Origin of the sequence: Amycolatopsis thailandensis (assembly GCF_042723255.1) — a bacterium.
Classification (GTDB): Bacteria; Actinomycetota; Actinomycetes; order Mycobacteriales; family Pseudonocardiaceae; genus Amycolatopsis; species Amycolatopsis thailandensis.
The window spans coordinates 1-25428 of the sequence record NZ_JBHXJK010000096.1 but is presented as its reverse complement, the minus strand read 5'-3'; the positions used below and the strand labels follow the sequence as shown (position 1 = coordinate 25428).

Below are 25428 nucleotides of genomic sequence, written 5' to 3'. Positions count from 1 at the left end.
ATACGCCGGATCGTCCAGCACCTTGGTCACCGCGGCCGCGATCCGGTCGGGTTTCGCGCGGCCGAACGCGGACCACCGGGTCGCTGTCGAACCGGCGATCACGCCAGCCCTCGATCTGCGCCCACACCCGGCCGCGGTGGATCAGCTGGACGTCGGCTTCGAGTTCCGAGCCGGTGACCGAGACGACGCGGACGACACAGTCGAGCCGCTCCCCCGGCAAGGGATGCTCGCCGTAGAACCGGATCCGCCGCATCCCCACCGGGAACACCGTGGTGCGATCGCTCAGCCGGGACATGATCCAGTACCCGAGCAGCTGGCCGGCGTTGTCCAGCAGCGCCCCCGGCGCCTCGGGGGTCCGCAGTACTCCGCGCACGTGCCGCTCACCCACCGCGACCAGGTCCTCGACGCCCTGGTACTTCGGCCCGTGGAACATCCAGCGCTCGGTGTAGAGCTGCTCGGCGAGCAGGTCCGGCTTCTGCTCGCTCCCGGCCGGGAACGTCCAGGGCCGAGGCCGATCGGCGGGGAACCCGGCGGCCAGGCCGACGACGGCCCGGGAGTACTCGCCGAGCGACACACCGGCCCGGGAAGTGCCCTGCGGCATTACCTTCACCGGCACGTCCAGCGCCGGGGTCGCGGCGATCCACTGGTCCAGCCGGACGTCCTCCAGTTCGACCGCGCGGCTGCCCGGCGCCGCCTGTTCGGCGAAATCCATCAGGTGCCCGATCACCGTCGTGGCGGGTACGACCGGCCACGCGTCGGAGGGCTGTTCGAAGAAGCAATAGTCGAGCAGATACGGCATCGTCTCGACGGAGACCCTCAGTTCGGTGCGCAGCGGCTGGAGGCGGGGCGCCTGCCTGGCGGCGGACAGCTCGGCCGCCAGCGGGTCGCGCTCCCCGATCCGGTCCAAAGTGGACGCCCGGGCCGCGCGAGGGCGGAAGGCGCGCCAGACGCTCTCGTCCAGCGACACCGGCGGTCCGCCGAGGTCGAGGCGGATCGTCCGGCCGCGCTTCCCGCCGTCGCGGCCCGGCAGGAGCTCGAACGCCGGATCGCCGCCGTCGGCCCACAAGGCGGTGGCGACCCGCAGCAGCTGCGGAAGCCCCTGCCGGTGCGCGGAATGCGCGGCGGCGACCAGGTGCTCGCGGTCGTGCAGCGTGTTCCCGATCAGCGACCCGAGCTGACCGGCACCCGCCTGCACGAAGGCGCGGAACCCGGCCGCGTACATGTTCTCGACGAGACCGCGGAACCGCACCGGTTCCAGCAGGTGCCGGACGAACAGCGCGCGGATCTCCCTGGCCGACGGCGGATAGTGCTCCCCCGTCGTGGCGGACCAGACCGGGAGGTTCGCCGGACGCAGGGTGCAGCGCTCGGCGGCCTCGCGGATCGGGCCGAGGTACGGCGCGAGCACCGGCGTGTGGAACCCGGACCGGAACGGCAGCGCCTGGGAGATCACGCCGTCGGCGCGGAAGGCGAGCACGAAGTCGTCGACGGCGTCCGAGGGGCCGCAGATCGTCGACTGGTTGGGCGCGTTGTCGTGCGAGAGGACCACTTCGGACTGTCCTTCGAGGACTTTCGTGACGACGCAGGCGTCCGCGCCGATCACCGCGAATGCCAGTCCCGGCACCTTGAACTCGTCTGGATCGAAGCCCGCCAAGAGCGCGTCGACGTCCGCGTCGGCGTGGATCCCGGCGGCGGCCATGGCGGTCCACTCCCCCAGGCTGTGCCCGGCGACCGCGTCCGGCGTCACGCGAAGCCCGCGCAACACCGTGTCGAGCAGCCTGCCCAGCCGGAACACACCCTTGCCGTGCCCGCCGACGGTGACGTCCGGTGAATCCCAGCGAAGGCCGAAGTGCCGGGCGACGTCGTCGGCATGGGCCTCGAAGTCGTTCTCCAGGCCGGGGAAGACGAAAGCGAGCTTGCCGCCTGCCGCGCCGAGCAGCGGTTCCGGGACGAACCAGAGATCGTTGCGACCGCGCCAGGACCTGCCCTTCGCGACCACTTTCCTGGCCAGGTTGAGCCGCTTGGGCGTCGGATCCACGAGGCCGAGCCGGACCCGGCCGCGTCCGCTTTCGCCGGTGCTCAGGAGGTCGTCCCGGTCGAGCAGGCAGCCCATCTCGGCGACGGTCGGCGCGGACAACCGCAGCACACGTTCGGGTTCGGAGACCGTGACGGCCGCCCGCGCCGCGGCCTGTTCCAGGACGACGTGGGCGTTGATCCCGCCGAATCCGAAGGCGCTGATCCCGGCCCGGCGCACGGGCCGCCGGTCGTCGGTCTCCCACACCTTCGCACCGGCGGGCGGCTCCTCGCAGTGCGAGGTCGGTGGGAGAATCCCGTGGTACACGGCCAAAGCGGCCTTGACCAGTCCGGCGACGCCCGCCGCGGGCTGCCCGAAGACCTCCGCGGTGGTCCGGCCATCGCCGGTCACGCCGGTGCCGGTGACGACGGCGTAGACCCGGTCGCCGTCGCGTTCGGCGTCTTCGAACCGCTTCAGCACGACGACGCCGGTGACGTCGTGGCAATGGTGCGCGTCACCGGTCAGCACCACGTCGCAGCGCCCGGTCGCCAGTTCGCGCACGGCGTGGTCGACGGCGACGAGCGACGACGCGCAGGCGGCGTCCACCGTGTAGGCGGGGCCGCGCAGGTCGAGCCGGTTCGCCAGCCGGGAGGCGGCCAGGTCGGGCACTAGCCCGATCGCGGCTTCGGGGGCTTCGGGCATCACGCCGCGGCCGAGGATGACGCCGGTCCGCTGCCGGTCGGCGGGCAGCCGGTGCCCGCCGCCGGCGTTGGCGATGGCCTGCGCGGCCACCCGCAGCGCGAGCAGCTGATCGGGTTCGGTGCCCGGGTCCCAGCGGCCCGCCGGTATCTCGGTGATCGCGTCGACCCCGTCGACGATGTTGCGCCAGTAGGTCTCGAGATCGGGGGCGCCGCGGAACAGCACCGACATCCCGACGATCGCGATCGGGGGTGTTTCGGCCACCGGTCACCACCCCGAGGCGGTGTAGGTGACGGCGGTGAGGCCTTCTCCGGGATCGATCGGTTCGATCCCGCGCCGGGCGTAGTCCCGCATCAGGCCGGCGCCGAAGGGATGCGCCGCGATGAGCAGATCCGCCGTACCGGTCGACAATGAGGCAGGAGAAGTGTCGGAGCCACGAAGCGACTTAAACGCAGGTGCGGCTTCACGTCAATACTCGGCAGTAGGATTTCCGGTCACAGGAACCGGATGGCCGTACGCCGGCCTGCGAAACGCGAAGATCGCCGAGTTTTCCCGCAGTACCAGGGAAATGTCGTCAACGACCAGGTGCCCCAACAGCCGATACGCCATCCGGTCTGTTACCCGGAGTTCACGGTTCCCTATTCCCCAGTACCACCGTAAATGGCGACACTCGCCCATTCCGGGAAATTGAGACCGATTCGCCCTATCGTCGGTATCCACGCGGACGGGACTTTCGGTATCACGCGCGAATGACGAGCCGTTCACAGAAGGACATGAATGGACTCATCGGGATTTCGCATTCCGGACCGCGATCGCCAGCAACGCCGCGGCCGGTCCGGCGAGTCGCCGCCCGGCGGGCCACACCGCGCGCAGTTCCCGGCCGAAGTCGACACCCTCGACGGCGACCGGGACGAGCCTCCCTTCGGCGACATCCCGGACGATGGCGAGTTCACTGATCACCGCCGGACCGGCACCCGCGATCACCGCGTTGCCGACCGCGGAGGCGGAACCCAGTTCCAGCAACGGTTTCGCCGGTCCGACCCCGGCCTTGCGCAGCGCGGCGTCCACGGTCTCCCTTGTCCCGGAACCAGGTTCGCGGACCACGAGTGGTGTGATCGCCAGTTCGGCCGCGGTCACGGGACGGCGCTTGCGCGCCCACGGATGACTTCCGGGCACGACGAGGACCAGGTGATCGGTGGCCACCCGCCTCGACGAAAGTCCGGGCAAGGAACCGGGCGACTCGACGAATCCGAGGTCGACCTTGCCCTCCCTCGCCAGTTCCGCGGCCTGATCGGAGTTGGTGACCTCCAGTCCGAGGTAGAGCCCGGGGTCGCCGCGCTTGAGCTCGCCGATCCAGCCCGGCACCAGATATTCGGCCAGTGTCATGCTCGCGGCGACCCGCAGCTGCGCCTCGTGCTGGGTGCGCAGCGCTTCGGCACCGTCGAGCAGACCGTCGAGTTCGGACAGCACGCGCTGCGCCCAGCCCGCGATGACCCGTCCGTCGGGAGTGAGCGCGGACCCTCGCCGCGTGCGGTCGACCAGGACCAGCCCGAGCCGTCGCTCGACTGTGGACAGTCGTTTGCTCGCCGACGGCTGAGCGATCCCGAGACTGGCCGCCGCCTGCCCGATGCTGCCGAGCTCGTCCACGAGTACCAGCAGGCGGAGAGAGTCCAGGTCGGGTGCGGTCATAGCCCGAGTGTATGACCTACCCCTCGCATTCCCGGCTACCGAGGCCACCCCGTCCGGGCGAGGCTCGGACCATGAGCACCACGCACGCGAGACCGACGAAGCCCTATCTGACCGCCTTGGCCGTCACCGGTGCCGGGGTGGCCGCCGCGTACCTGGTCGGTACGGCGTTCCCGGTCGTCAGCGCGCTCACCATCGCCGTCGTGCTCGGCATCCTCACCGGCTCGCTGCCGTCGTGGTCGGACGAGACCCGGAAGGCGATCTCCGGGGTCACCAAGAAGCTGCTTCGCGCCGGTGTGGTGCTGCTGGGCTTGCAGCTCTCGCTCCCGTCGGTCCTGGCGCTGGGGCCCGGAACGCTGCTCGCCGTCGTCCTCACGGTCGGCGTCACCTTCCTCGGCACGATCGGCCTCGGCAGGCTCCTCGGCGTGCCGCGTGGCCTGGCGATGCTGGTCGCGACCGGGTTCTCGATCTGCGGCGCGTCCGCCATCGCCGCCATGGAAGGCGTGGTCAAACGCGAAGATTCCGACGTCGCGACCGCGGTCGCCCTGGTCACCTTCTACGGCGGGCTCGCCATCGCGGCCGTCCCGCTGATCGGCGGCTGGCTGCACCTGGACGCGGCCCGAATCGGCGAATGGGCCGGGCTCTCCGTGCACGAAGTCGCGCAGGTCGTCGCCGCGGCGACCCCGGCCGGGAGCGCCGCCATCGCGGTCGCGATCGTGATCAAGCTCAGCCGGGTGGTCCTGCTGGCCCCGATGGTCGCCGCGGTCGGCGTGGCCGAACGCCACCGTCCCGCCGACGGGAAGCGGCCGCCGCTGGTCCCGCTGTTCGTCCTCGGTTTCCTGGCGATGGCCGCCCTGCGCAGCACCGGGATCGTGCCGGGGTTCGCACTCGACATCGCCAAGGTCGCCTGCACGCTCCTGCTGGCCGGCGCCCTGTTCGGGCTGGGCTGCGCGGTCCGGATCGGGAACCTCGTCCGCACCGGGGGCCGTGCCCTGCTGCTCGGCCTGCTCTCCACCCTGCTGGTCGGGACCACCGCGCTGGTCACGCTGACCGCGCTCGGCTGAGCACGCCGACCGCGAGCGACGCGAGCACCCCGCCCACGACCATCACGGTGGGGATCGAGACCCAGTCGACGACGAACCCGCCGAGCAGCGCGCCCGCCGAGAGGGTCGCCTGGAACGACGAGGTGAACAGCACCGACGCCGCTTCCGGCGCCCGCGGCGCCGCCCGCGCGAACCACGTCCCCGAACAGACCGGGACGGCTCCGTAGGCGAAACCCCAGACCACCAGCAGCACGAGCGCACCCGCCTTCGAGTCGCCGACGAACGGCAACGCGCACGTCGCGACCCCGATCAACCCAGCGGCGGTGAGGAAGGTCAGCCGGAGGTCGCGGGCGATCGCCGCGCCGGCGACGAAGTTGCCGGCGATCCCGGCGGTGCCGTAGACCAGCAGGAAGACGGTGATCAGCTCCGGGCTCACCTGCGTCACCTGCCGCAGGAGCGGCGTGACGTAGGTGTAGGTCCCGAAGTGGGCGAGGACGACCAGCACCGTGACGAGCAGGCCGAGCCGCGTCGCCCGCTCCCGGGTCAACTCGCGCAGGACACCGAGCCTGGTCGCGCCTTCGGATGGCAGTGGAGGCAGCGCCCACGCCAGCGCGACGAGGACGCCGATCGTGAAGATCGCCAGCGCGGCGAAGGCCGCCCGCCAACCGAACAGCTCGCCGACGAAAGTCCCGGCGGGCACGCCCAGCACGGAACCGAGCGGCACCGCGGAGAAGATCACCGCGGTCGCGCGGCTCGCGTGCCCGGGTCCGACGAGCCGCGCGGCGAGCCCGGAGCCGATCGCCCAGAATGCGCCGATCACCAGTCCGACCAAGACTCGCGAGACCAGCACCACCCAGTAGGCCTGCGCGGTCGCCGCGAGGACGTCGGCCAGCGCGAGCACCACCATCAGCGCGCAGAGCAGGATCCGGCGGTCGAGCCGTCCGGCGGCGACGGTGACGGCCGGGGCGGCGAGCGCGGCGAGGAAACCGGGCAGGGTCATGGTCAGGCCCGCCGTCCCCGGCGTGATCCGGAAGTCCTCGCCGATCGGGGTCAGGAGGCCGATCGGCAGGATCTCCGTGGTGACGAGGGAGAAGATCCCCAGCGTCACCGCGAGGACGGCGAGCCATCCCTTCAGCGGGGTCCGGGCGGAGGTGTCGAGGGTCGAAGCGGTCATGTGCTCCAGCCCATCACCACGCGGACACCGCGGTCTGGCGGATTCGCGACGTTGATCTAGCTCCGCGAACGCTGGGTCACGACGATGCAGGCGACGACGATCAGCGCCGTCACGGGCGCCGCCGCCGGGAGGTGCTCACCGAGCAGCAGGACCGCCCAGACCAGGGTCAGCAGCGGCTGGGCGAGCTGCAGCTGGCTCGCCCGCGCGACGCCGATCTCGGCCATTCCCCGGTACCAGGCGAAGAAGCCGCCGAACTGCGAGATGAGCGCGACGTAGAGCAGGCCGACGATCCCCTCGCCGGTGACGTGCAGCGGCTCGGTCGCCAGCCCGAAGACGGCGAACCCGGCGGTGAACGGCAGCGCGAGGACCAGCGCCCACGCGATGACGTGCCAGCCGGCCATCTCCCTGGCCAGCCTGCCGCCCTCGGCGTACCCGAAGGCGCACAGCACGAGCGCGCCGAACAGGAACAGGTCCGCCGTGGACAGTCCACCGCCGCTCTGGCCCACGGTGAACACGACCACCGCGCTCGCGCCGACCGCGGCGGCGAGCCAGAACCGGCGGGACGGCCGGTGCCCGGTCAGCCTCGACGAGATGACGGCGGTGGCCATCGGCAGCAGCCCGATCACCACCGCGGAATGCGCCGTCGACGACGTCTGCAACGCGAGGGTGGTCAGGATCGGGAACGCCAGGACACAGCCGAGCGCGACGACGGCCAGACCGCGCCACTGGTCCCGCCTCGGCAACGGGACACGGAAGACGCGAAGACAGGTGCCGGCGACCAGCGCGGCGAGGACGCTTCGCAGACCGGTGGCCGTCCAGGGCTCGAAGCCCTTGAGCGCCCACACGGTGGCGGGGAACGTGAACGAGAAGGCGAGGACACCCAGCGCCGCCAGCAAGGTCCCGGAGCGGACCGCTACTGCCCGGTCCGCGATAGCGCTATCATCCAGTCTCATGTCCGATGGTAGCAGCGTCGCCAGCCTGGTCACACAGCTGAGGTCCGAGCTTGAGCGCTATCCGATCGAAGGAAAGCTCCCGTCCAGCCGGGAACTGGTCCGGCAGCTGAAGGTGAGCCCGGTGACGGTCTCGCGCGCGATCTCCGCGCTGGCCGCCGAAGGCCTGGTGATCACCCGTCCCGGCGCCGGTGTCTTCCGCGCCCCGCCGCCCCGCGAGGTGGTGGTGACCGGCGACGTGTCGTGGCAGGAGGTGGCGCTGAGCTCGCAGTCCGGCACCCGCGCGATCGACGCGAGCGGCGTGCTCACCGCGCTGAGCGACCCGCCGTCGGGCGTCATCGACCTGAACGGCGGCTACACGCATCCGAGCCTCCAGCCGGAACGCGAGCTCGCGGCGGCGTCGGCCCGCGCCGGGCGCCGTCCCGGCGCGTGGACACGGCCGCCGATCTGCGGTCTGCCCGAACTGCGGGCCTGGTTCGCCCGCGACATCGGCAGCCCGGTGAACGTCGAGAACGTGCTGGTCACCTCGGGTGGGCAGAGCGCGCTGACCACGGCGTTGCGCGCGCTCGGCGCCCCCGGCGCGCCCGTGCTGGTGGAATCCCCGACGTACCCGGGCATGCTGGCCATCGCGCGGGCCTCGGGGCTGCGCCCGGTCCCGGTGCCGATGGACCGTGACGGCGTCCGGCCCGAACTGCTCGCGGACGCCTTCCGCGACACCGGCGCCCGCCTGTTCGTCTGCCAGCCCGCGTTCCAGAATCCGACCGGCGCGGTGCTGTGCGCCGAACGCCGGGCCGAGGTCCTGCGGATCGCGCGGGACGCGGGCGCTTTCGTCATCGAGGACGATTTCGCGCGGCTGATGGCGCATCCCGGCAGCCCCGCTCCCCCACCGCCGCTCGTGGCCGACGACCCCGACGGCGTCGTGGTGCACATCCGGTCGCTCACCAAACCGGCGTCGCCGAGCCTGCGGATCAGCGCGCTGGCCGCCCGCGGCCCGGCGCTGGAACGGCTGCGCGGCCTCCACGCCGTCGAGAGCTTCTTCGTCCCGCGGCCGTTGCAGGAAACCGCGCTCGAGCTGGTGAGCTCCCCCGCCTGGACGCGTCACCTGCGAACTCTCGCCGCCTCGTTGCGGGAGCGCCGCGACGTAGCCGTCTCCGCACTGCGGGAGTTCCTGCCCTCGTGGGCCACCGTCCCGGTCCCGACCGGCGGGTATCACCTTTGGCAGCCGCTCCCCGGTTTCGCCGACGAAACGGCGCTGACCAGCGCTGCTTTCCGAGCCGGAGTAGCGGTCACCCCCGGCAGGCTCTACTTCGCGGCCGAGGCGCCGGGGCCCTATCTGCGCCTGAGCTACGTCAGCGCCGCGACGGGCACCCAGCTGCGGGACGGCATCCGGCGCCTTTCCCAGGCATACCAAGAGATCCCCGGTTAACCCCCGGCGCGGTTTGCTCGTACCATCGCGCACGGAGGCGACGAAAAGGAATGACACAGCCCGCGGCGGAGCCGCAAGATTCACCCGGCAGGCTCTGGGAGCTGCTCGACGACGGTCAGCGCAAGGCGCTGCGCGCCGAGGCCGAGCTGCGCCGGTACCCGGCCGGGACGGTGATCATCCGCGAGGGTGACCGGTCGGACTGGGTGCTGATCCTGATGACCGGGCGGGTCAAGATCACGTCGGTGTCCACCGGCGGCTACGACGCCGTGCTGGCCGTCCGCGATCCGGGCGACATCATCGGCGAGATGGCGTCGATGGACGGCAGCCTGCGCTCGGCCACGGCGATCGCCGTCGAACCGGTCACCGGGCTGTGGCTGTCCGCGCGCGCGTTCAGTGCCGTGCTCCGCGAACAGCCCGGCATCTCCGTGGTCCTGCTCCGGATCATCACCTCGCGGCTGCGCTACGCCAACTCGCGCCGCACCGAATTCGGGGACAGCACGGCCGCGGAACGCATCGCCGCGATCCTGGTCGACCTCGCCGAGCGGTACGGCGTACCCGTACCCGACGGCACCCTGATCGCCCTGCGGATCAGCCAGCGCGATCTGGCGGGACTCGCGTCCGCGTCACGGGAAGCCGTCGCGAGGACCCTGCGGACGCTGCGCGCCGACGGGCTGCTCAGCACCGGGCGCCAGCGGCTGGTCGTCCGGAGCCTGCGCGACCTCAAACAGCTCGCACCCGACGAGCACTGAGCCGCCACGGCAGGCCGAAGTGCCGTTCCACGCGCGCTCCGGTGGCGGAGAACAGTTTCCGCACGCGCGGCTCGTTCTCCGGGTCGAAGTCCGGCGTGGTCTCGATCAGCGTCGCGAGTTCGCGGGTGAGCCTGGCCGCGGCCTTCCCGGGCACCAGCAGGACCCGCACCGGCGCGAGGCTGCGCACGGCGGGCGGCGGCGCGATCAGGTCGATCCGGGCGCGAACGAGGCCGGTCAGTCTCACCAGCCAGAGGACGGCCCCGGTGAGCGTCCAGGCCAGGATTTCCACCAGGAGGAACGGCGACAGGATCAGCGCGAGCCCGGCCGTCTGCGTGACGGCGAACACCAGCATCAGCACGTCTTCGAAGCCCAGGCGTTCCCTCTCGGCCGACCGGCCGCGGTGCCGGGTGAACGACACTTCCCGGTAGCGCTCGCTTTCGGTGACGATGGCGATCGGGCGGATCCGGCGCAGCCACGGCGCGAACCGGCGCACGACCAGCCACTCGCCGCCGCCGGGATCGGTCACCCGCATCGCGTTCCCCCTTCATCGGTGCGCGGATCTTGACACAGATCTCCGACGAAGCAGGGTCCGGTGCCGTTCCACGCGCACGCCGAACCGGGTGAGGACCTCGCGCACGTCCGGGTCGCCGGGATCGAACATGACGCGTTCACGGAGCAGGCCGCGCAGCTCGGTCACCAAGGGCACCGCAAGGTCGTCGTGGACCTTGAGGATCGTCAGCGAGGCCAGGCCGTTCTGTTTCCTGTGCCAACCGGCGACGTCGACCCTCCCCGGTGCCCGCCGGAACCGCCGGACGGCCATGGCGACGGATCCCGCGATGCCTTGGCCCAGCAGTTCCAGCAGCAGGAACGGCAGCAGGAGAAGCCCCAGCAGCACGTACACCGGGAGCTGCACGAGCGCTTCCGCCACGACCAGCAGCCCGAACAGGCCCGTCGCCACCTTGGCGAGGGCGCCGTCATCGCGGCGCTCGGCTTCGACGGCACGGACCTCGGACGCGTCGTCGAAGTCGAGCCACCAGTCGGGCGCGAGCCGGTAGCGCCGGTAACCGCCCTTGAACAGAGCGAACGGCTGCACCCACCGACGCCACGGCGCGAACCGGCGATCGATCGTCCATTCACGCCCCTCCGGATCGAACACCTTCATCGGCCCTCCCCCTTCCGATCTCGCGCCGTGGCCGGCGAGATCGAGCTTGGCAGCGGAAGCGCCCTCGTTCTGCGTCACCTGACACAGAACGCGAAACCGGGTTGTACGCGCCTTGTACGACGGCTGTACGAGCCGGAAGGACTCTGATGCCCCGTCACCCGGAACCCAATCCAGGACGGAGCATTCCCGTGAAGATCTCCCGCGTCGCACAGGGCCTTTTCGCGGCCCTCGTCGCCACCGCGGCGGTCGGCGCATCCCCGGCCACCTCACTCGCCACCCCGGCCACCGGCGACCGGATCTCGGCGGCCGCCGTCGGGAACACGTTGGTGTACAAACAGAAAACAGAAGGTTACGACTGCTTCAGGATCCCCGCGATCGTCAAGGCGAACAACGGCGAACTGCTCGCGTTCGCCGAAGGCCGCCGAGGCGGCGCCAGCTTCTGCAACGACCGCGGCGACATCGATCTGGTCGTGAAACGCTCCGCGGACAACGGCAAGACCTGGAGCGCCCCGAAGATCGTCATCGAGGGTTTCGGTGACACCAAAGGAAATCCGACACCGATCGTGATCCCGTCCACCGGGCGGATCGTGCTGCTCTCGGTGATGGAATGCGTCAAGAACCCCGACTGCAACCGGATTCCGCGCGTCTCGATCAGCGACGACCACGGCAAGACCTGGACCGCGCCGAAGGTGCTCACCACACAACTCGGATTCGACGCCGCACCGGGCTGGCTCGCGACCGGCCCCTCGCACGGCATCGTGCTGACGCGCGGCGCGCACGCCGGCCGCATCGTCGCCGGCATGAGCTACACCGACGACGACAAGAACAGCGGCGCGCTCATCTACAGCGATGACCAGGGTGTCACCTGGAAGCGCGGCGCCACCGAAACCCTGGCGAAGTCGGCCCCGCTGAACCCGCAGGAGATCAGCGTCACCGAACTGCTCGACGGCCGGGTCTACGCGGCGGCGCGCAACCAGGCCAACAACGGCGACAAATGCCTCAGCGGTGGCGCGAAGAACCGCGCCTACGCCATCAGTTCCGACGGCGGAGCCAGCTTCTCCACCAAGTTCACCTTCGAGGAGGACCTGATCACCCCGGTCGTGCAGGGCTCGACCGCGCGGATGACCGCGACCGACAAGGCGGGCAAGTACAACCGGATCCTGTTCGCCGCGCCGTCGGTCTGCGACCGTCGCAAGGAACTCGTCGTGCGGTCGTCGTTCGACGAGGGCGCGAACTGGCAGGGCAACTCCGCCGGAACACTGGTGTGGAGCGGTGACGCCGCGTACTCCGACATGGTCCAGCTGTCCTCGGGCTCGGTCGGCGTGCTGTACGAAGCGGGCCCGGCGGGGAACGCCAACGAGACCATCCGCTTCTCGACCGTCACCGAGACGACGCTCGGCGCCCCGGTGTGCGGCGGCGGGTACGGCGTCATCGACTCGGCTCCGCTCGGCACGGCGGGCACGGTCTACCTGTCCTACAACGCTTCCAACGGGCAGAACTGTGTCAGCACGATGAAGAGCGCGTCGGCGGGCACCGCGACCGCGACCTCGGCCTACCTCGAGGTCGCGGGGTCGTCCCGGAACACCGACTCCGGGTCGTTCTCGTGGTTCGCCGGACCGGTGAAGGCGGCCGCGGCGGACAAATGCGTGAAGTGGGGCGGTTCCGCGGGCGGGGTCAAGTACGACAGCCCGTCCGAGCACTGCGGCTGACCTGTCTGCCCTTCCCTCGTTCAAGTACATGAAGGCCCCCTTCCTTGCGCCTAACGTAAGGAAGGGGGCCTTCATGTACTTGAACCGTCGTCACTCGCGATAGGTCACTTCGGTGGCCGCAGCCGCGGTGAAAGCTTCGTCAGCGCCAGCTTCTCCAACTGCCCCGCGATCTCCGCGAGCCCGGCGTCGAACCGGTCCAGGTCCACGCCCCGGCCGGACAGGTCGTCGCGGACGTGCTTCTCGACCTTCGCCCAGTCGTTGCGGTACCGGGTCGCGAGTTCCTTCCACGGCACGCCCGCCAGTTCCTCGGCGAGGCCGCCGTCGTAAGCGATCACGCCGCGCTCCATCAGGTACGCGATGCCCGGGTAGCCGAGGTATCCCTGCCAGTAGGACCCGTTGTCGTTGGCCGTGATCGAGCCCGCGGCCGGATCGTGGCGGACGTCGTAGGTCTTGGCCTTGTCCGACGACGCGACACGCGCCGTGTCACCGTCGATCTCGACCCGCCCGTCGGCCACCGCGCCGAGCGCCTCGTAGATCTTGATGACCGGCGACGGCTTCCAATCCGCGGCCAACTAGCCCTCCAGCCTTTCGAGCAGGACGACGTCCACGGTGTCGCCCTCTTCCTTGCCGATCGCCTTGCGCACGTCGGCCTTCACGGGGAGCTTGTGGGTGCCGTCGCCCAGCGCCATGAACGAACTCCGGAACGGATGCCCGTCGATGGTCCCGCGCACCTTCACCAGTCCCTTGGTGCCGAAGAACTCGGCGGAGCCGGGCATGACCACGTACGTCCAGCCGCCCTTCTCAGGGCTCTTGAGCAGCGTCGCGGTGAACTTCTTGTCCATCATCGCACCCTACGACAGGGCACCGACGAAACCCGTACTTCAAAGTGCGACGCGGATGCGGACGCGGCGGCCGACGTCGCGCGCCCAGGCCCGGATCGACGGCCAGTCGCGGAAGTCCCCCGCCCACGGGCCCATGGCCATGATCTTCCAGAGCGGACCGTGCGCGGTGGCCGGCGTGAGCCTGCCGCCGAAGGTGGCCGTGCGTTCGGCGTCGATCCGCGCGGCGAGCAAGGCGACCCCCGCGGGCAGGCTGACGTGTTTGCCCGCGGCGAACGGCCCGCAGGGCCCGCTGTGGAACAGCCAGACCGGACGGTTCCGGAGCGCCTCCTCGTGCTCGGTGAGCAGGCGCACCGCCTCCGGACGCCATCGCCGGTGGTGCAACGCGCTCCCGACGATCACCGCGCCGTAGGGTTCGACGTCCTCGACCTCGGCGGCGTCCAGCAGATCGGCCGTGAGCCCGCCTTCCCTCAGTTCGGCGACGATCACCTCGGCGATCTCCCTTGTCCCACCGGACCGGCCGGCGTGGGCGACGAGCACTGCGGTCATGCCTCCATTGTCCGCGCGGCCGCAACCCATGCCACCGTCCGGCTTATCGACACGCCGCATTCGGCTCACCTCTTCACCCGTCAGTGCCCTACCCAGGAGGCAGGAACGCCGGTCTCGCGGCCGGATCGGGTTCGTCGTAGTAGCGGTGGAACACCGCGGTCTGCCCGCCGGACAACGGCGGGACGATCCAGCTCCACTCGGCCCGGCAACGACGGCCCGCGCGTTCTTCCTTGGCGATGTGCGTGAGGAACCGCCGCGATTCGGTGTGGTGATCGGCGACGGTCACGCCCGCCGCGTCGAAGGAGTGCTGGACGGCGAGGGTCAGCTCGACCAGTGAGCGGTCGCGCCACAGGGTGCGTTCCGATTTCGTCGACAGCCCCATCAGGTCCGCGATCACCGGCAGCAGGTCGTAGCGGTCGGTGTCGGCCAGGTTGCGCGCGCCGACCTCGGTGGCGAGGTACCAGCCGTTGAACGGCGCCGCGGGATAGGTGATCCCGCCGATCACCAGCCGCATGTTGCTGATCGCCGGCACCGCGTGCCAGCGCAGCCCGAGCCCGGCGAACCACCGGTGGTCGGGATGCGACAGCGGGACCTCCAGCACGGCGTCCGAGGGCAGCCCGAACAGCTGCCGGTCCCCCTGTTCGGCTTCGATGAGCAGCGGCAGGACATCGAAGGAGCCTTTGCGTTCGGGCGGGCGCCAGCCGTGCTCCTGGACGGTCTCGGTGAAGTCGGCGTGGCGCGGATCGCCCAGTACCGAGCCGTCGCTGAGCCGATAGCCCGCGTAGCGGATGAGCTGGTCGTTGTGGATCTTCGGTCCCGGTCCCGCCGGGCCGTCCGGCGCGAACACGGTGATCATCGAGCGGATCCGGCCGTCCCGGGTCGCCTCGCGCAGGTGGGCGACGCACTCGTCGGCGATGGCGTCCGCGCCTTCGACGTCACGGCGATCTCGCACCTTCAACCCCTGCCAGTACAGCCTGCCGATGCACCGCGCGGAATTCCGCCAGGCCACCCGGGCGCCGAACTCGACCTCGGCGGTGGTGTGCCGGTAGGTGCCGGTCTCGTCGATCTCCGCGCGAACCCGGTCGAGCCGCTCGCGCAGTCGCTCGGTCCCGCCGTCCGACTCGGCGTGGAAGAGCCGGAGGAACTCCTCCGCCTCGGCCACGTCCACGTTCCGTCCCCGCGGCCTCACCTCCGGAGGCAAGCGAGGGATATCCGTCACCCGCATGGAGGCTGTCGATACCTCTGCCTCCCACTCTCCGAATTCGACGCCGGCACCGGCGGCGGGAACGATCACCATTCCTCCTGCACTCGGGAATGCCCGGAGGATCATGCCTGATCGGCGAGACGGCCGGGTCCGGACCAGACGAAAGAGGATACCCCACAGAAAGAAGAGCACGATCCACCAAACGGCAGAAGCCGCCGCCGAGATGACATTTTCGCAGGCAGAAAGCTTGTAGACGACAATATTTGGAATCGATTACCACTTCGCGGGATATTAACGGAATTGCACTCGGTAAAATGATCACGCTCACCCAAGATCAATTAAGTGATCGTTATTCATCACTCTTTCGAGCGTATTCATCCGCCCGCTCTTCTGTTCTTTCCCCATGCCGGTGTATTGGCCCGCGTCCGCCATCGCTAGAGTGCGGGCATCCCGGCGGAAAGGAAAATCGTGGTCGACAGGCGGATTCCGGTCATCCTGGTAGCGGGCTTCCTCGGATCCGGCAAGACCACGCTGCTCAACCACCTGCTGGCCAACCGCCAGGGCGCGCGGATCGGGGTCGTGGTCAACGACTTCGGGAGCATCGCGGTCGACGCGATGGCCGTCTCCGGCCAGGTCGACACCATGATGTCGTTCGGCAACGGCTGCCTGTGCTGCGCCGTCGACGCGAGCGGCCTGGACGCCATGCTCGCCAAGCTTTCCGAGGCCGAGGCCGGCATCGACGTCATCGTGATCGAAGCCAGCGGGCTCGCCGAACCGCGTGACCTCATCCGCCTGATGATCGCCAGCGAGAACCCCGCCATCGCCTACGGAGGCCTCGTCGAACTCGTCGACGCGGCCGAGTTCGAGGCGACCAGGAAGCGGCATCCGGAACTGGACGAGCATCTCGGGTTCGCCGACCTGGTCGTGCTCAACAAGACCGACAGGGCCGACGAGGAGTCCCTGGCCAAGCTGCGCGGCACGATCGACGAGATCGCGCCGGGCACCCCGGTGATCGCGACCTCTCACGGCCGGATCGACCCCACCCTGTTCTTCGACGCCCGGCCGCGCGAACGGGCCGGGCAGATGTCGTTCGACGACCTCCGCGAGGAGGAGCACGATCACGAACACCACTTCCACACCGCGTACGACAGCGTCGCCTTCACCACCGAGCGGCCGCTGGACCCGCGACGGCTGATGGACTTCCTCGAACAGCGCCCCGGCGGGCTCTACCGGATCAAGGGTTTCCTCGATTTCGGCCCGAACGGCCCCCGGCCCCGGTTCGGCCTGCACACGGTGGGCTCGTTCATCCAGGTGGAGCGCTCGGCGTGGCCGTCCGGGCAGGCGCGCCGGAGCGAACTGGTGCTGATCGGTTCGGGAATCGACACCGAGGCCGTCACCGCGCGACTCGAAGAATGCGTCGCGGACGATCCCGAGGTCGTCGACGAGCGGGGAATGCTGCGCGTCCTGCGGTTCATTCAGGACTGAGTTCGGCACTGACACGCCGAAAGGCCTCGAAATACCGGGTATCCTCGCGCGTCTCCTTGACACTGTTCCGCGGAAGGAATCTCGAGCTGGACCACCTGTATCGGGAGGACAGTTCCATGACGAACACCGCCGGACGCTGGTACCTGGTCGGCGCGCTGCCGGAGGACTCCCCCGCCGCGCATCTGATGACCCGCTCCGAAGACCTCCGCTACCGGCGTTCTGCCTGCGGGGACAAGGAATCCCGGATGTGGACGCCGGTCGATCTCACCACCGGCGACGTCGCCCCGTGCCCGCGCTGCGCCGCGACCCTGCCAAGCCACCGGTCCACGCGCAAGGCCGAACCCGCCGTGAACACGCAACTCGCCTTCGACCTGCCGCTCTGACCCCGCATTTAGTCCTCTGAATGCGGTAGTTGCGCGCGCAAGGACCGCATCCAGAGGACTAAATGCGGTCCTTGCGGCGGGCCCGCGCCCTTACTCTTTCTTGGCGCGGCTCGGCGCCACCCGGGGCGGCTCATTCGGCATCTTCGGGTAGACGGGCGGCCAAGGCGCGTCCATGAGCCCGTTCTCCATGTCCTTCCGGGACATTTCCAGCAGCGGCTCGATCGACTGCGGTTTCGTTCCCTCCCAAGGGTCTCCGCGTTCGGCGAACCGAGCGGGCACAGTGGACAGTGTCAGCTTGTCCGGCTCGACGGTCTCCAGTTCGTCCCAGCCGATCGGCGTCGACACCTGACCGCCGACCCGCGGCCGCACGCACCAGGCGCCGAACACCGTCTTGTGCGGCGCGTTCTGATTGAAGTCGACGAACACGCGGGAGCCGCGCTCTTCCTTCCACCACTGCGCCGTCATCTCCTCCGGATGACGGCGCTCGAGCTCGCGGGCGAGCGCGACGGCGGCCGCGCGGACCTCGTAGGCGTCCCATTTCGGTTCCAGCGGCACGTAAAGATGCAAGCCTCGTGAGCCCGAAGTCTTGATCTGCGCGGTGATGCCCAGTTCGTCCAGCAGCGCCTTCGTCAGCACGGCACCGCGCCGCAGTTCGGGGAACCCGATGCCCGGCGACGGGTCGAGGTCGACGCGCAGCTGGTCGCTGACGTCCGGCGTGTCGGCGCGGTTCGGCCAGACGTGGAAACCGAGACAGCCCTGGTTCACCGCCCAGATGACGTGCGCGAGGTCCTTCGCCACGAGCGCGTCCGAAGTGGTGCCGTTCGGGGTGGACACCACCGTCGTGGTCAGCCAGCCGGGCGCGTTCTTCGGGACCCGCTTCTGGAACCACGACTTCCCGCCCGCGCCGTCGGGATAGCGTTCCAGCAACAGGGGCCTGCCGCCGAGTTGCGCCAGCAGCGGCTTGGAAACCGCGCGGTAGTACTCGACCAGGTCCAGCTTGGTCTCGCCGTTCTCCGGGAAGTAGACCTTGCCCGGATTGGACACCGTGAACTCGACGCCGTCGAGGTCCAGCGTCACCGGTTCCGACTTCATGTTTCCCCCAGCTCGGTGAACAAGGTGGCCAGCTCGGCGGGCGGGACCTCTTCGAGCTGCGCGTACGTGCACGAGGCCGGCTCGCGGTCGGGACGGAAGCGCACCAGTCTGCCGCCGTGGCGGAACCGCGTGCCCTCGACGTGCTCGTAGCGGACCTCGGCGACCCATTCGATCCGGACCGGCTCCCAGCTCAAATCCTTCCCCGGCGCCCACCGGCTGCCCGCGCCCGGCATGCGGCCGCCCGCCTCCTCGTGGGCCTCGGCCCACTCGCGCCAGGGGTGGTTCTCCAGCGCGTTCTCGCGCAGCGGCGCGAGCTCGTCCACTAGCTCACGGCGCCTCGCGGCGGTGAAGCTGCTGGCCACGCCGACGTGCTGCAGGACGCCTTCGTCGTTGTGGAGGCCGAGCAGCAGCGACCCGACGCCGACGCCGTCCTTGTGCCACCGGAACCCGGCGACGACGCAGTCCGCTGTCCGCTGGTGCTTGACCTTCCACATCACCCGCTTGTCCTGCTCGTACGGCGCGTCGGCGGGCTTCGCCATCACGCCGTCGAAGCCCGCGCCCTCGAACCGGGTGAACCAGTCCTGGGCGACGTCGGGATCCTCCGACAGTGGCGTGAGGTGAACGCGGGCGAACTTCGTGTCGACGACGCTTTCGAGCAGCTTCCGCCGCTCCGCGAACGGTTCCTCCGTCAGGTCCCGGTCGTCCAGGGCCAGCAGGTCGAACACCACGAAACTGGCCGGCGTCTCGGCGGCCAGCTTGTTCACCCGGGACGCCGCCGGGTGCAGGCGCAACTGGAGCGCCTCGAAGTCGAGCCCGCCCTCGGTGACCAGCACGATCTCGCCGTCGATGACGCACCGCTCGGGCAGCGCCTCCTTGAGCAGCTCGACCAGTTCGGGGAAGTACCTCGTCAAGGGCCTGTCGTTACGCGAGCCCAGCACGACCTCGTCACCGTCGCGGAAGACCACGCAGCGGAAGCCGTCCCACTTCGGCTCGTACAGCAGCCCGGGCGTGCGCGGCAGTTCGTGCACGGCCTTGGCCAGCATCGGCTTCACGGGTGGCATCACGGGCAGTTCCACGAGGTGATCCTAAGCCGGACCACCGACAAAAGCGCGACGTCAAAGCTCCGCCAGCAGGAGCCCGCTACGCGGTTTCGGCGTGAAGTACGTGGCCTTCCTCGGCATCCGCGCACCGGCCGCGTGCACGGCGAGCACCTCCGCGTACGGGACCGGGGCCAGCAACAACACCGCCTCGGCGTCCTCGGGCACCGGGGCCCCCGGAAGCAAGGGCCGCACCCCCGGACCTTCCGGGTCGACGCCGAGCGCCTCGCGGAGCAGTCCCTGCTCGACCACGGCGTGATCGCCGCCCGCCTTGCCGAGCACGACCCGGTACGCCGACGCCCCCGCCAGCACGGTGACCTCTCCCGGTTCGACGGGCGGCTCCGGTGGGCCCGCGTGGACGTCGAACCCCGCCTCCGTCCATCGCCGGATCAGCGTCGCCGCGTCGAGACCGGTGCCGGTGAGCACCCGGTGGATGGGCCCGATCCGCAGCCCAGGCCCGCCGGTGACCAGCGCCAGCAACGCGCCCCGCCCCGACGCGGCGGCGGCCGCGACCCGGTGGTTGCCGTCCGCGACCAGGAGATCCAGTCCGTCGAGGGTCGCCAGCAGTTCGTCCTGGCCTTCGCCGGGGCCGGCGAGCCACAGCTCGTGCTTGCGGCCTGCGCCGTCCACTGTGGACAAGGTGGGCACCTGTCCCCGGCAGATCAGTTCGATCTGCGCGGTCAGCTCCCGGCCGCCCGTCGCCGGGACCAGCATGGCGGCGCTCGTGGCGACGCCGAGCCCGGCGAGCATCGCGGCCCGGTCCGCGACGACGTCCGGATAGACGTCCTCGGTGTGCCGGACCCGGGTCACGCCGTCGTCCCGGACCGCCGCCGGGTCGACGAGGCACAGCACGCCCAGCGCGACGCCGTCCGGCCCGTCGATGCGATACGGCGCGACGACGGCGGACACCGGGCGATAGTGCTGTTCCCGGATCCGCTCGAAAGTCGCTCTGGCCTGCGGCAACGCCTCCTCGATCGAGAGACCGCCCGCCAGCGCGGCCGGGGTCCTGGCCGGATGCTGGACCGCCAGCAGGCTGTCTCCGCGCGCCTCGGCGAGCGCGGCGGCGACCCGGTCCGGGTCGGCGAACTCGTCGACGTCGGGCCCCGGGACGGTGTCGCGGACAACCCAGCCACGGTCGATCGGGCGGATCCAGGTGCTCATCCGATCCATTTTGCGGGATACCTCACGGAAAAAATCGGTCCCATGACCGGGTGTCTCCATGGAATGCTTACCCATGCGAAGTAGTTGACGCCCTTCATGAGCCCGAGGAGAGCCCCTCAGATGACCACCCCGGCCCCGGTCGCCGCGAAGGAAGGGGTCGGTTTCCGTTCCGAACGCGGCCCCGTCCTGATCGCCGTGATGCTGTGTTCCGGCCTGATCGCCCTCGACTCGACCATCATCGCGACGGCGGTGCCCTCGGTGGTCGCCGATCTCGGCGGGTTCTCGCAGTTCCCGTGGCTGTTCTCGATCTACCTGCTGACCCAGGCGGTCACCGTCCCCCTCTACGGCAAGTTCGCCGACGTGCTCGGCAGGCGGCCGGTGATGTTCTTCGGGATCGCGGCGTTCCTGCTGGGCTCGGTGCTGTGCGGCGCGGCCTGGAGCATGCCGGTGCTGATCGCCGCCCGCGCGGTGCAGGGCATCGGCGCGGGCGCCATCCAGCCGATCGCGCTGACCATGGTCGGCGACATGTACACCGTCGAGGAACGCGCCAGGGTGCAGGGCTATCTCGCCAGCGTGTGGGCCATCTCGTCGGTGGTCGGGCCGACGCTGGGCGGCGTGTTCGCCGAGTACCTCGACTGGCGCTGGATCTTCTTCATCAACCTGCCGCTCGGCGCGCTGGCGGCGTGGATGCTGTTCCGGAACTTCCGCGAACGCGTCGAACGCCGCTCGCACCGCATCGACTACCTCGGCGCCACCCTGCTCACCCTCGGCTGCTCACTGCTGATCCTCGGCCTGCTGGAGGGCGGGGTCGCCTGGGGCTGGGCGTCCGTGCCGAGCCTGGCGATCTTCGCCGGCGCGGTTCTCCTGCTGACGGCGTTCGTGTTCGTGGAGCGCAAGGCCGAAGAACCCGTGCTGCCGCTGTGGATCTTCACCAAACGGACGCTGATCGGCGGGAACCTGGTCGCCGTCGTCGTCGGCATGCTGCTGATGGGGCTCACCTCGTACCTGCCGACATTCTCCCAGGGCGTACTCGGCACCGGCGCGCTCGTCGCCGGATTCGCACTGGCCGCGCTGACCGTCGGCTGGCCGATCTCGGCGTCGCTGGCGGGCCGGATCTACATGCGGATCGGGTTCCGGGACACCGCGCTGATCGGCAGCGGGGCCGTCATCGCGGGCGCGGGGCTGACCGTGTTCCTGTCGGCGGGGTCGTCGATCTGGCTGGCCGCCTCGGCGGCGTTCGTCCTGGGGCTGGGGCTGGGCCTGACGTCGAGCCCGACGCTGATCGCCGTGCAGTCCACCATCGGCTGGGAACGCCGCGGCGTCGTCACCGCGACCAACATGTTCAGCCGGTCGCTGGGCAGCGCGGTCGGCGTGGCGATGTTCGGCGCGATCGCGAACGCCACCCTGGCGGGCCGCTTCGCCAACCCGCCCGCCGGGGTCTCCGGCCTGCCGACCGGTGTCGACGCGACCAGCGTCGTCCTGGGCGGCGACGGCCCGGACACCCCGACGACGACGTTCGTGCGCGACGCCCTCGCGGGCGCCACGCACCACGTCTTCCTGGCGATGCTGGTGGTCGCGGTGCTCAGCGTCGGCGCGCTGCTGCTGATGCCGCGGCGGACCGAAGAGCTGAAGTTCGACTAGGTTTGCAGCGGGATCGCGTGCTCGGCGAAGTTCTCGACGAACCGCTCGATCGGCTCCGGCCCGGCCGGGTACAGCACGAACTTGCTCAGCCCGGCGTCGATGTACTCGGCGACCAGATCGCGGGCGGCACGCCAGCTGCCCGCGATCAGCCGGGACGGATCCGCGTCGGACCGGGCCGCGACCGAAGCCGCGAGCGCGTCCGGGATCCCGTCCTCGGCCACGATGAGACTGATCCCGAAATGGTCGGCCTCGACCTCCCGATCCGCCTCGGCGGCGGCCTTCTGGATCGCCTCGCGCCCGGCCCGGGCTTCCTCCGGCGTGAGGAAACTTGCCAGCCAGCCGTCCGCGAGCCTGCCGACCCGCCGCAGCGCGCCGGGTGCCTTCCCGCCGAGCCAGAGGTCGAGCCGTTTCACCGGGCGCATGCCCAGACCCACGCCCTCGACGCGGAAGAACTCGCCCTCGAAGGTCACCTCTTCCTGTTCCAGCAACGCCTTGATCAGGAGCAACGACTCGTCGAACACCGCGGCACGACGGCCTTGCGGTACTGGGAAGAGCGGTAGTTCCGCGTCGCGGGCGGGCTTCAGGCCGAAGACCGGGAGGACCCTTTTCGGCGCGAGAGCGGCGAGTGAGGCGAGTTGTTTGGCGACGAGCACCGGGTCGCGGCCGGGCAGCACCATCACGCCGGTGCCGACCTTCAGTTTCGAGGTGCGGGCGAGGGCGTGCGTCAGCCCGACGACCGGGTCGATCCTGGGCGAGTACACCGCCTCGGGCAGCCAGAGCGAATCGACTCCCGCCCGCTCCAACAGGTCGACGGCGGCGCCGAACTCCTCGGGCGCCGTCCCGGTCCCCAGCCCCGCGCCGACCCTGATCTTCAGGTCCTCCGCCACACTCGCTCCCTTCCGCCAGGCCCGGATCCGGGCCGGAGTCCAGTGTTCACACCGGACCCTGGCGTGAACAACCCCGCACACCCATGGACTCTTCCCTCGAATTCCCCGTACATTCGAGTGTCGTGCGGGCCGTTCCCGCACGGATTGGGGGACTTTTCCATGGCAGGGCAGGCTCTTCGCGGTTGGACACGGTGCTTCCATCCGGCGCCGGCGGCCGAGACGCGGCTCATCGCCTTCCCGCACGCCGGTGGCTCGGCGAGCGCGTACCGGTCGCTTTCGGCGGCTCTCTCGCCCACCGTCGAGGTGCACACCGCCCAGTACCCGGGACGGCAGGATCGCATGGACGAGCCGGTCATCGACGATCTGCACGTCCTCGCCGAGCGGCTGGTGGACGTCGTCGCCGCGATCCCGAAGCCGTTCGCCCTCTTCGGCCACAGCATGGGCGCCATCGTCGCGTTCGAGATCGCCCGGCGGCTGGAAGCGCGCGGACTCGTTCCGGCGGCGTTGTTCGTTTCGGCCCGCCGCGGCCCGGACATCTTCAAGGAGCGATCGCACCACCTCGCCGACGACGACACCTTCCTCGCCGAAGTCAGCAGGCTCGGCGGCACGGACGCGTCGATCTTCGACGACCCGGACATCCGCGCGCTCGCGTTGCCCGCGCTGCGCGGCGACTACAAGGCCGTCGAGACCTATCGCTACCGGCCCGGCCCCGACGTGACCTGCCCGATCGTGGCACTCGCCGGGGACTCGGACCCCGTCCTGGAGCTGCCGGACGCCGAAAACTGGCGCGAGCACACCACCGGCACCTTCGAGATGGACGTGTTCCAGGGCGGGCACTTCTTCGTCGACGCCAACCTGGACGCCGTCGCCGCGCGCATCCTCGGCACGCTGACCGTCAGCCCCTGAGCGTCAGGCCCAGGCGGAAAGTTCCTTGGCGAGCGCGGTCAGTCCGCCGGCGGTGCGCAACGTGGGCGCACCGGGCCAGCAGTCCTGGTGGTCACCGGTTCGCAGGGTCTCGGCGAACCGGGCCACCAGCCTCGGCTGCGACGCCACCGTCCGGCCGCCGAGGTAGGCGACGACGACATGGTGGTCGTCGTCCGAGTGCGTCGCGACGGCGGCGGACCAGCCGTGCTCTTCGTGCCACATCAGGTCGACGTCGCGTTCGGGGAAACCGGGAAGGCGCCAGTTCAGCCTCATCCGGGCGGTGACCGGGCCGGTGAGGTCCGCCGTGCACGAATCCATCCGTATCCCCAGTGCCGCTGCCACGTCCTCCAGATAGGCGTTCAGCCTGGTCATGAGATCCAGACCGGCTTCCGTGGGGGCGGGGGTCGAGGTGGTCACGGTCCCTCAGCTTCCTGTCATTTTGAGTTGGCGTGACGGGAATTACCCACCCCGACACGGCTTCACACCCTCATTTCGTCACACCCCGGTTTCGGTTCGCTCAAGCCGTGGCTTCGATGACCCGCGTCAGCGCTTTGTGCAGCGCTTCCAGCTCGGAGACCTCCATGCCGAGCTTCTCGACGACGCGGTACGGGATCTTTTCCGCCTCCGCGCGCAGCGCGCGACCGGATTCCGTCAGCTCGATTGTCAGCAGCCGCTCGTCCTCGGCGCTGCGCCTGCGCGTGACGTATCCGATCGTCTCCAGTCGCTTGAGCAGCGGTGACAGCGTCGCGGGTTCGGCGCGCAGAGCGGTGCTGAGGTCCTTCACCGCCTGCGGTCCCCGCTCCCACAACGCCAGCATGACCAGGTACTGCGGATGGGTGAGCCCGTGGGGCTCCAGCAACGGGCGGTAGATGGCGATGACGCTGCGCGAAGCGACCGACAGCGCGAAACACACCTGACGCTCCAGCGCGAGCGGATCCTCGCCCAGATCGATCGACTTCATCTCCGGCCCTTCCGAGTTCATGCCGCGAATCCTAGCCGTGTCCTGCGCGACACTAAAGATTAGCGTGCTAATCATTAGTGTACTGTGACGGACATCGAAGGAAGGAGTCGCCCGATGCCCCCGCCCCTGCCCCGCAAGCGTCCGGACGTGTTCCGCTGGCTGTGGTACTCACTCGGCGGCAGGCTGCCCGAGCGCTACCACGACTGGATCCTCCACGACGCGACCACCGGAAGCTGGCGCTGGCGGCACGTCGCCCGCAGCACGGTGATGATCGCCCCGCTCTGCGCGGTGTGGCTGCTCCTGCCCGGCCCGCTCCCCCTGCGGCTGGCGATCGTGCTGATGGCCGCGCTCGTGGCGTACTTCTACTCGATGGCCTACATGGAGGAGAGCATCGAACACCGGCTCGCCAAGAACGGCTTCCCGCCGGGGATCGGCCGCCGGACGCGTGCCGAGGCCATCGCTGTCGCGGAGGCCGAGGTGACCGAGCGGTATCTCGCGCGGTACCGCGACCAGGCAGGCTGAGTCGCCCACACTGGGGTGCTGCCGCGTGGCGAGGGCGTTGCGAAAGCCACGTTCGCAACGTTGAAGGTTGCGAA

At 70.1% G+C, this 25428-nt stretch carries 25 protein-coding genes and 1 pseudogene; 9 read left to right on the top strand and 17 right to left on the bottom strand.

Going from position 1 to position 25428, the window contains the following annotated elements; translation table 11 throughout:
* Window positions 1-37: 37 nt before the first annotated feature.
* The 3 genes and pseudogenes from ACFWMR_RS30440 to ACFWMR_RS30430 form a co-directional block, all read right to left on the bottom strand.
* A pseudogene (locus ACFWMR_RS30440) lies at window positions 38-2974 on the bottom strand (beta-ketoacyl synthase N-terminal-like domain-containing protein); the annotation flags it as partial.
* A gap of 3 nt (window positions 2975-2977) precedes the next feature.
* The gene (locus ACFWMR_RS30435) at window positions 2978-3121 is read right to left on the bottom strand and encodes a hypothetical protein (protein ID WP_378274503.1); all 144 of its coding nucleotides are present in this window, start codon (window positions 3119-3121) and stop codon (window positions 2978-2980) included.
* Between the two features lie 372 nt (window positions 3122-3493).
* Entirely contained in the window at window positions 3494-4399 is a 906-nt protein-coding gene (locus tag ACFWMR_RS30430) for a LysR family transcriptional regulator (RefSeq protein ID WP_093931897.1), read from the bottom strand.
* Window positions 4400-4470: 71 nt separating this feature from the next.
* Between ACFWMR_RS30430 and ACFWMR_RS30425 the strand changes: the two genes are divergently transcribed.
* Entirely contained in the window at window positions 4471-5460 is a 990-nt protein-coding gene (locus ACFWMR_RS30425; protein WP_093931896.1) for a YeiH family protein, read from the top strand.
* On the opposite strand, the gene ACFWMR_RS30420 is transcribed toward ACFWMR_RS30425, so the two are convergent.
* A complete protein-coding gene (locus ACFWMR_RS30420) occupies window positions 5438-6613 on the bottom strand; it encodes an MFS transporter (protein ID WP_378380859.1) in 1176 nt (391 codons plus the stop codon). The genes ACFWMR_RS30425 and ACFWMR_RS30420 overlap by 23 nt on opposite strands.
* A 56-nt stretch (window positions 6614-6669) precedes the next feature.
* On the bottom strand, window positions 6670-7566 hold the full coding sequence (locus ACFWMR_RS30415) for a DMT family transporter (protein ID WP_093931894.1): 897 nt from the start codon (window positions 7564-7566) through the stop codon (window positions 6670-6672).
* Between ACFWMR_RS30415 and ACFWMR_RS30410 the strand changes: the two genes are divergently transcribed.
* The gene (locus tag ACFWMR_RS30410) at window positions 7565-8989 is read left to right on the top strand and encodes an aminotransferase-like domain-containing protein (RefSeq protein ID WP_093931893.1); all 1425 of its coding nucleotides are present in this window, start codon (window positions 7565-7567) and stop codon (window positions 8987-8989) included. The genes ACFWMR_RS30415 and ACFWMR_RS30410 overlap by 2 nt on opposite strands.
* Before the next feature lie 50 nt (window positions 8990-9039).
* Window positions 9040-9738 carry a Crp/Fnr family transcriptional regulator gene (locus ACFWMR_RS30405; protein WP_093931892.1) on the top strand — a complete coding sequence of 233 codons (699 nt, stop codon included), beginning with the start codon at window positions 9040-9042 and terminating at the stop codon, window positions 9736-9738.
* Here ACFWMR_RS30405 and ACFWMR_RS30400 read toward each other — a convergent pair.
* Window positions 9710-10270 carry a hypothetical protein gene (locus ACFWMR_RS30400; protein ID WP_378380858.1) on the bottom strand — a complete coding sequence of 187 codons (561 nt, stop codon included), beginning with the start codon at window positions 10268-10270 and terminating at the stop codon, window positions 9710-9712. The two genes, ACFWMR_RS30405 and ACFWMR_RS30400, sit on opposite strands and share 29 nt — an antisense overlap.
* 12 nt (window positions 10271-10282) lie before the next feature.
* Window positions 10283-10900 carry a hypothetical protein gene (locus ACFWMR_RS30395; RefSeq protein ID WP_378380857.1) on the bottom strand — a complete coding sequence of 206 codons (618 nt, stop codon included), beginning with the start codon at window positions 10898-10900 and terminating at the stop codon, window positions 10283-10285.
* Window positions 10901-11088: 188 nt separating this feature from the next.
* Here ACFWMR_RS30395 and ACFWMR_RS30390 point away from each other — a divergent pair, with 188 nt between their 5' ends.
* Window positions 11089-12609, top strand: a complete 1521-nt coding sequence (locus tag ACFWMR_RS30390) for a sialidase family protein (protein ID WP_378380856.1) — start codon at window positions 11089-11091, stop codon at window positions 12607-12609.
* Window positions 12610-12713: 104 nt separating this feature from the next.
* Here the strand turns inward: ACFWMR_RS30390 and ACFWMR_RS30385 are convergent, their stop codons facing one another.
* The 4 genes from ACFWMR_RS30385 to ACFWMR_RS30370 all read right to left on the bottom strand — a co-directional run bounded on the left by ACFWMR_RS30385 (window position 12714) and on the right by ACFWMR_RS30370 (window position 15294).
* Window positions 12714-13181, bottom strand: a complete 468-nt coding sequence (locus ACFWMR_RS30385; protein WP_378277298.1) for a hypothetical protein — start codon at window positions 13179-13181, stop codon at window positions 12714-12716.
* Window positions 13182-13451, bottom strand: a complete 270-nt coding sequence (locus ACFWMR_RS30380) for a DUF1905 domain-containing protein (protein WP_378277299.1) — start codon at window positions 13449-13451, stop codon at window positions 13182-13184.
* Between the two features lie 39 nt (window positions 13452-13490).
* Window positions 13491-13997, bottom strand: coding sequence for a flavodoxin domain-containing protein (locus tag ACFWMR_RS30375; protein ID WP_378380855.1), 507 nt, complete (start codon window positions 13995-13997; stop codon window positions 13491-13493).
* Between the two features lie 88 nt (window positions 13998-14085).
* Entirely contained in the window at window positions 14086-15294 is a 1209-nt protein-coding gene (locus tag ACFWMR_RS30370; RefSeq protein ID WP_378380854.1) for a nitric oxide synthase oxygenase, read from the bottom strand.
* Between the two features lie 375 nt (window positions 15295-15669).
* On the opposite strand from ACFWMR_RS30370, the gene ACFWMR_RS30365 reads away from it, so the two are divergent.
* The gene (locus ACFWMR_RS30365) at window positions 15670-16686 is read left to right on the top strand and encodes a CobW family GTP-binding protein (RefSeq protein ID WP_378380853.1); all 1017 of its coding nucleotides are present in this window, start codon (window positions 15670-15672) and stop codon (window positions 16684-16686) included.
* Window positions 16687-16802: 116 nt separating this feature from the next.
* On the top strand, window positions 16803-17069 hold the full coding sequence (locus tag ACFWMR_RS30360) for a hypothetical protein (RefSeq protein WP_378380852.1): 267 nt from the start codon (window positions 16803-16805) through the stop codon (window positions 17067-17069).
* A 90-nt stretch (window positions 17070-17159) separates the two neighbouring features.
* Here the strand turns inward: ACFWMR_RS30360 and ligD are convergent, their stop codons facing one another.
* From ligD to ACFWMR_RS30345, 3 genes are read right to left on the bottom strand one after another with little or no spacing between them, the layout of a single operon-like run.
* The gene (gene ligD / locus ACFWMR_RS30355) at window positions 17160-18161 is read right to left on the bottom strand and encodes a non-homologous end-joining DNA ligase (RefSeq protein WP_378277301.1); all 1002 of its coding nucleotides are present in this window, start codon (window positions 18159-18161) and stop codon (window positions 17160-17162) included.
* Window positions 18158-19237, bottom strand: a complete 1080-nt coding sequence (locus ACFWMR_RS30350) for an ATP-dependent DNA ligase (RefSeq protein ID WP_378380851.1) — start codon at window positions 19235-19237, stop codon at window positions 18158-18160. The genes ligD and ACFWMR_RS30350 overlap by 4 nt, the downstream gene beginning before the upstream one ends.
* Before the next feature lie 39 nt (window positions 19238-19276).
* Window positions 19277-20428: a DUF1015 family protein gene (locus ACFWMR_RS30345; protein ID WP_378380849.1), complete on the bottom strand. Its 1152-nt coding sequence runs from the start codon at window positions 20426-20428 to the stop codon at window positions 19277-19279.
* A 111-nt stretch (window positions 20429-20539) separates the two neighbouring features.
* Between ACFWMR_RS30345 and ACFWMR_RS30340 the strand changes: the two genes are divergently transcribed.
* Entirely contained in the window at window positions 20540-22060 is a 1521-nt protein-coding gene (locus ACFWMR_RS30340; RefSeq protein WP_378380848.1) for an MDR family MFS transporter, read from the top strand.
* On the opposite strand, the gene ACFWMR_RS30335 is transcribed toward ACFWMR_RS30340, so the two are convergent.
* On the bottom strand, window positions 22057-22947 hold the full coding sequence (locus tag ACFWMR_RS30335; RefSeq protein ID WP_378380847.1) for a TIGR03854 family LLM class F420-dependent oxidoreductase: 891 nt from the start codon (window positions 22945-22947) through the stop codon (window positions 22057-22059). The two genes, ACFWMR_RS30340 and ACFWMR_RS30335, sit on opposite strands and share 4 nt — an antisense overlap.
* Before the next feature lie 159 nt (window positions 22948-23106).
* Between ACFWMR_RS30335 and ACFWMR_RS30330 the strand changes: the two genes are divergently transcribed.
* A complete protein-coding gene (locus tag ACFWMR_RS30330; protein WP_378380846.1) occupies window positions 23107-23853 on the top strand; it encodes a thioesterase II family protein in 747 nt (248 codons plus the stop codon).
* A gap of 3 nt (window positions 23854-23856) precedes the next feature.
* Here the strand turns inward: ACFWMR_RS30330 and ACFWMR_RS30325 are convergent, their stop codons facing one another.
* Window positions 23857-24288, bottom strand: coding sequence for a DUF6292 family protein (locus ACFWMR_RS30325; RefSeq protein WP_378380845.1), 432 nt, complete (start codon window positions 24286-24288; stop codon window positions 23857-23859).
* 100 nt (window positions 24289-24388) lie between these two features.
* Window positions 24389-24832 (bottom strand): MarR family winged helix-turn-helix transcriptional regulator, encoded by a 444-nt coding sequence (locus ACFWMR_RS30320; protein ID WP_378380864.1) that lies wholly within the window; start codon window positions 24830-24832, stop codon window positions 24389-24391.
* Window positions 24833-24946: 114 nt separating this feature from the next.
* On the opposite strand from ACFWMR_RS30320, the gene ACFWMR_RS30315 reads away from it, so the two are divergent.
* On the top strand, window positions 24947-25354 hold the full coding sequence (locus ACFWMR_RS30315) for a DUF5313 domain-containing protein (protein ID WP_378380844.1): 408 nt from the start codon (window positions 24947-24949) through the stop codon (window positions 25352-25354).
* Window positions 25355-25428: the final 74 nt, after the last annotated feature.

Bases quoted from the DNA above. Each gene is read 5' to 3' on its own strand.
- ACFWMR_RS30430 (WP_093931897.1), bottom strand. From the start codon at position 4,399: ATGACCGCACCCGACCTGGACTCTCTCCGCCTGCTGGTACTCGTGGAC.
- ACFWMR_RS30425 (WP_093931896.1), top strand. From the start codon at position 4,471: ATGAGCACCACGCACGCGAGACCGACGAAGCCCTATCTGACCGCCTTG.
- ACFWMR_RS30420 (WP_378380859.1), bottom strand. From the start codon at position 6,613: ATGACCGCTTCGACCCTCGACACCTCCGCCCGGACCCCGCTGAAGGGA.
- ACFWMR_RS30410 (WP_093931893.1), top strand. From the start codon at position 7,565: ATGTCCGATGGTAGCAGCGTCGCCAGCCTGGTCACACAGCTGAGGTCC.
- ACFWMR_RS30415 (WP_093931894.1), bottom strand. From the start codon at position 7,566: ATGAGACTGGATGATAGCGCTATCGCGGACCGGGCAGTAGCGGTCCGC.
- ACFWMR_RS30405 (WP_093931892.1), top strand. From the start codon at position 9,040: ATGACACAGCCCGCGGCGGAGCCGCAAGATTCACCCGGCAGGCTCTGG.
- ACFWMR_RS30400 (WP_378380858.1), bottom strand. From the start codon at position 10,270: ATGCGGGTGACCGATCCCGGCGGCGGCGAGTGGCTGGTCGTGCGCCGG.
- ACFWMR_RS30395 (WP_378380857.1), bottom strand. From the start codon at position 10,900: ATGAAGGTGTTCGATCCGGAGGGGCGTGAATGGACGATCGATCGCCGG.
- ACFWMR_RS30380 (WP_378277299.1), bottom strand. From the start codon at position 13,451: ATGGACAAGAAGTTCACCGCGACGCTGCTCAAGAGCCCTGAGAAGGGC.
- ACFWMR_RS30375 (WP_378380855.1), bottom strand. From the start codon at position 13,997: ATGACCGCAGTGCTCGTCGCCCACGCCGGCCGGTCCGGTGGGACAAGG.
- ACFWMR_RS30370 (WP_378380854.1), bottom strand. From the start codon at position 15,294: ATGGTGATCGTTCCCGCCGCCGGTGCCGGCGTCGAATTCGGAGAGTGG.
- ACFWMR_RS30360 (WP_378380852.1), top strand. From the start codon at position 16,803: ATGACGAACACCGCCGGACGCTGGTACCTGGTCGGCGCGCTGCCGGAG.
- ligD (WP_378277301.1), bottom strand. From the start codon at position 18,161: ATGAAGTCGGAACCGGTGACGCTGGACCTCGACGGCGTCGAGTTCACG.
- ACFWMR_RS30345 (WP_378380849.1), bottom strand. From the start codon at position 20,428: ATGGATCGGATGAGCACCTGGATCCGCCCGATCGACCGTGGCTGGGTT.
- ACFWMR_RS30340 (WP_378380848.1), top strand. From the start codon at position 20,540: ATGACCACCCCGGCCCCGGTCGCCGCGAAGGAAGGGGTCGGTTTCCGT.
- ACFWMR_RS30330 (WP_378380846.1), top strand. From the start codon at position 23,107: ATGGCAGGGCAGGCTCTTCGCGGTTGGACACGGTGCTTCCATCCGGCG.
- ACFWMR_RS30320 (WP_378380864.1), bottom strand. From the start codon at position 24,832: ATGAAGTCGATCGATCTGGGCGAGGATCCGCTCGCGCTGGAGCGTCAG.
- ACFWMR_RS30315 (WP_378380844.1), top strand. From the start codon at position 24,947: ATGCCCCCGCCCCTGCCCCGCAAGCGTCCGGACGTGTTCCGCTGGCTG.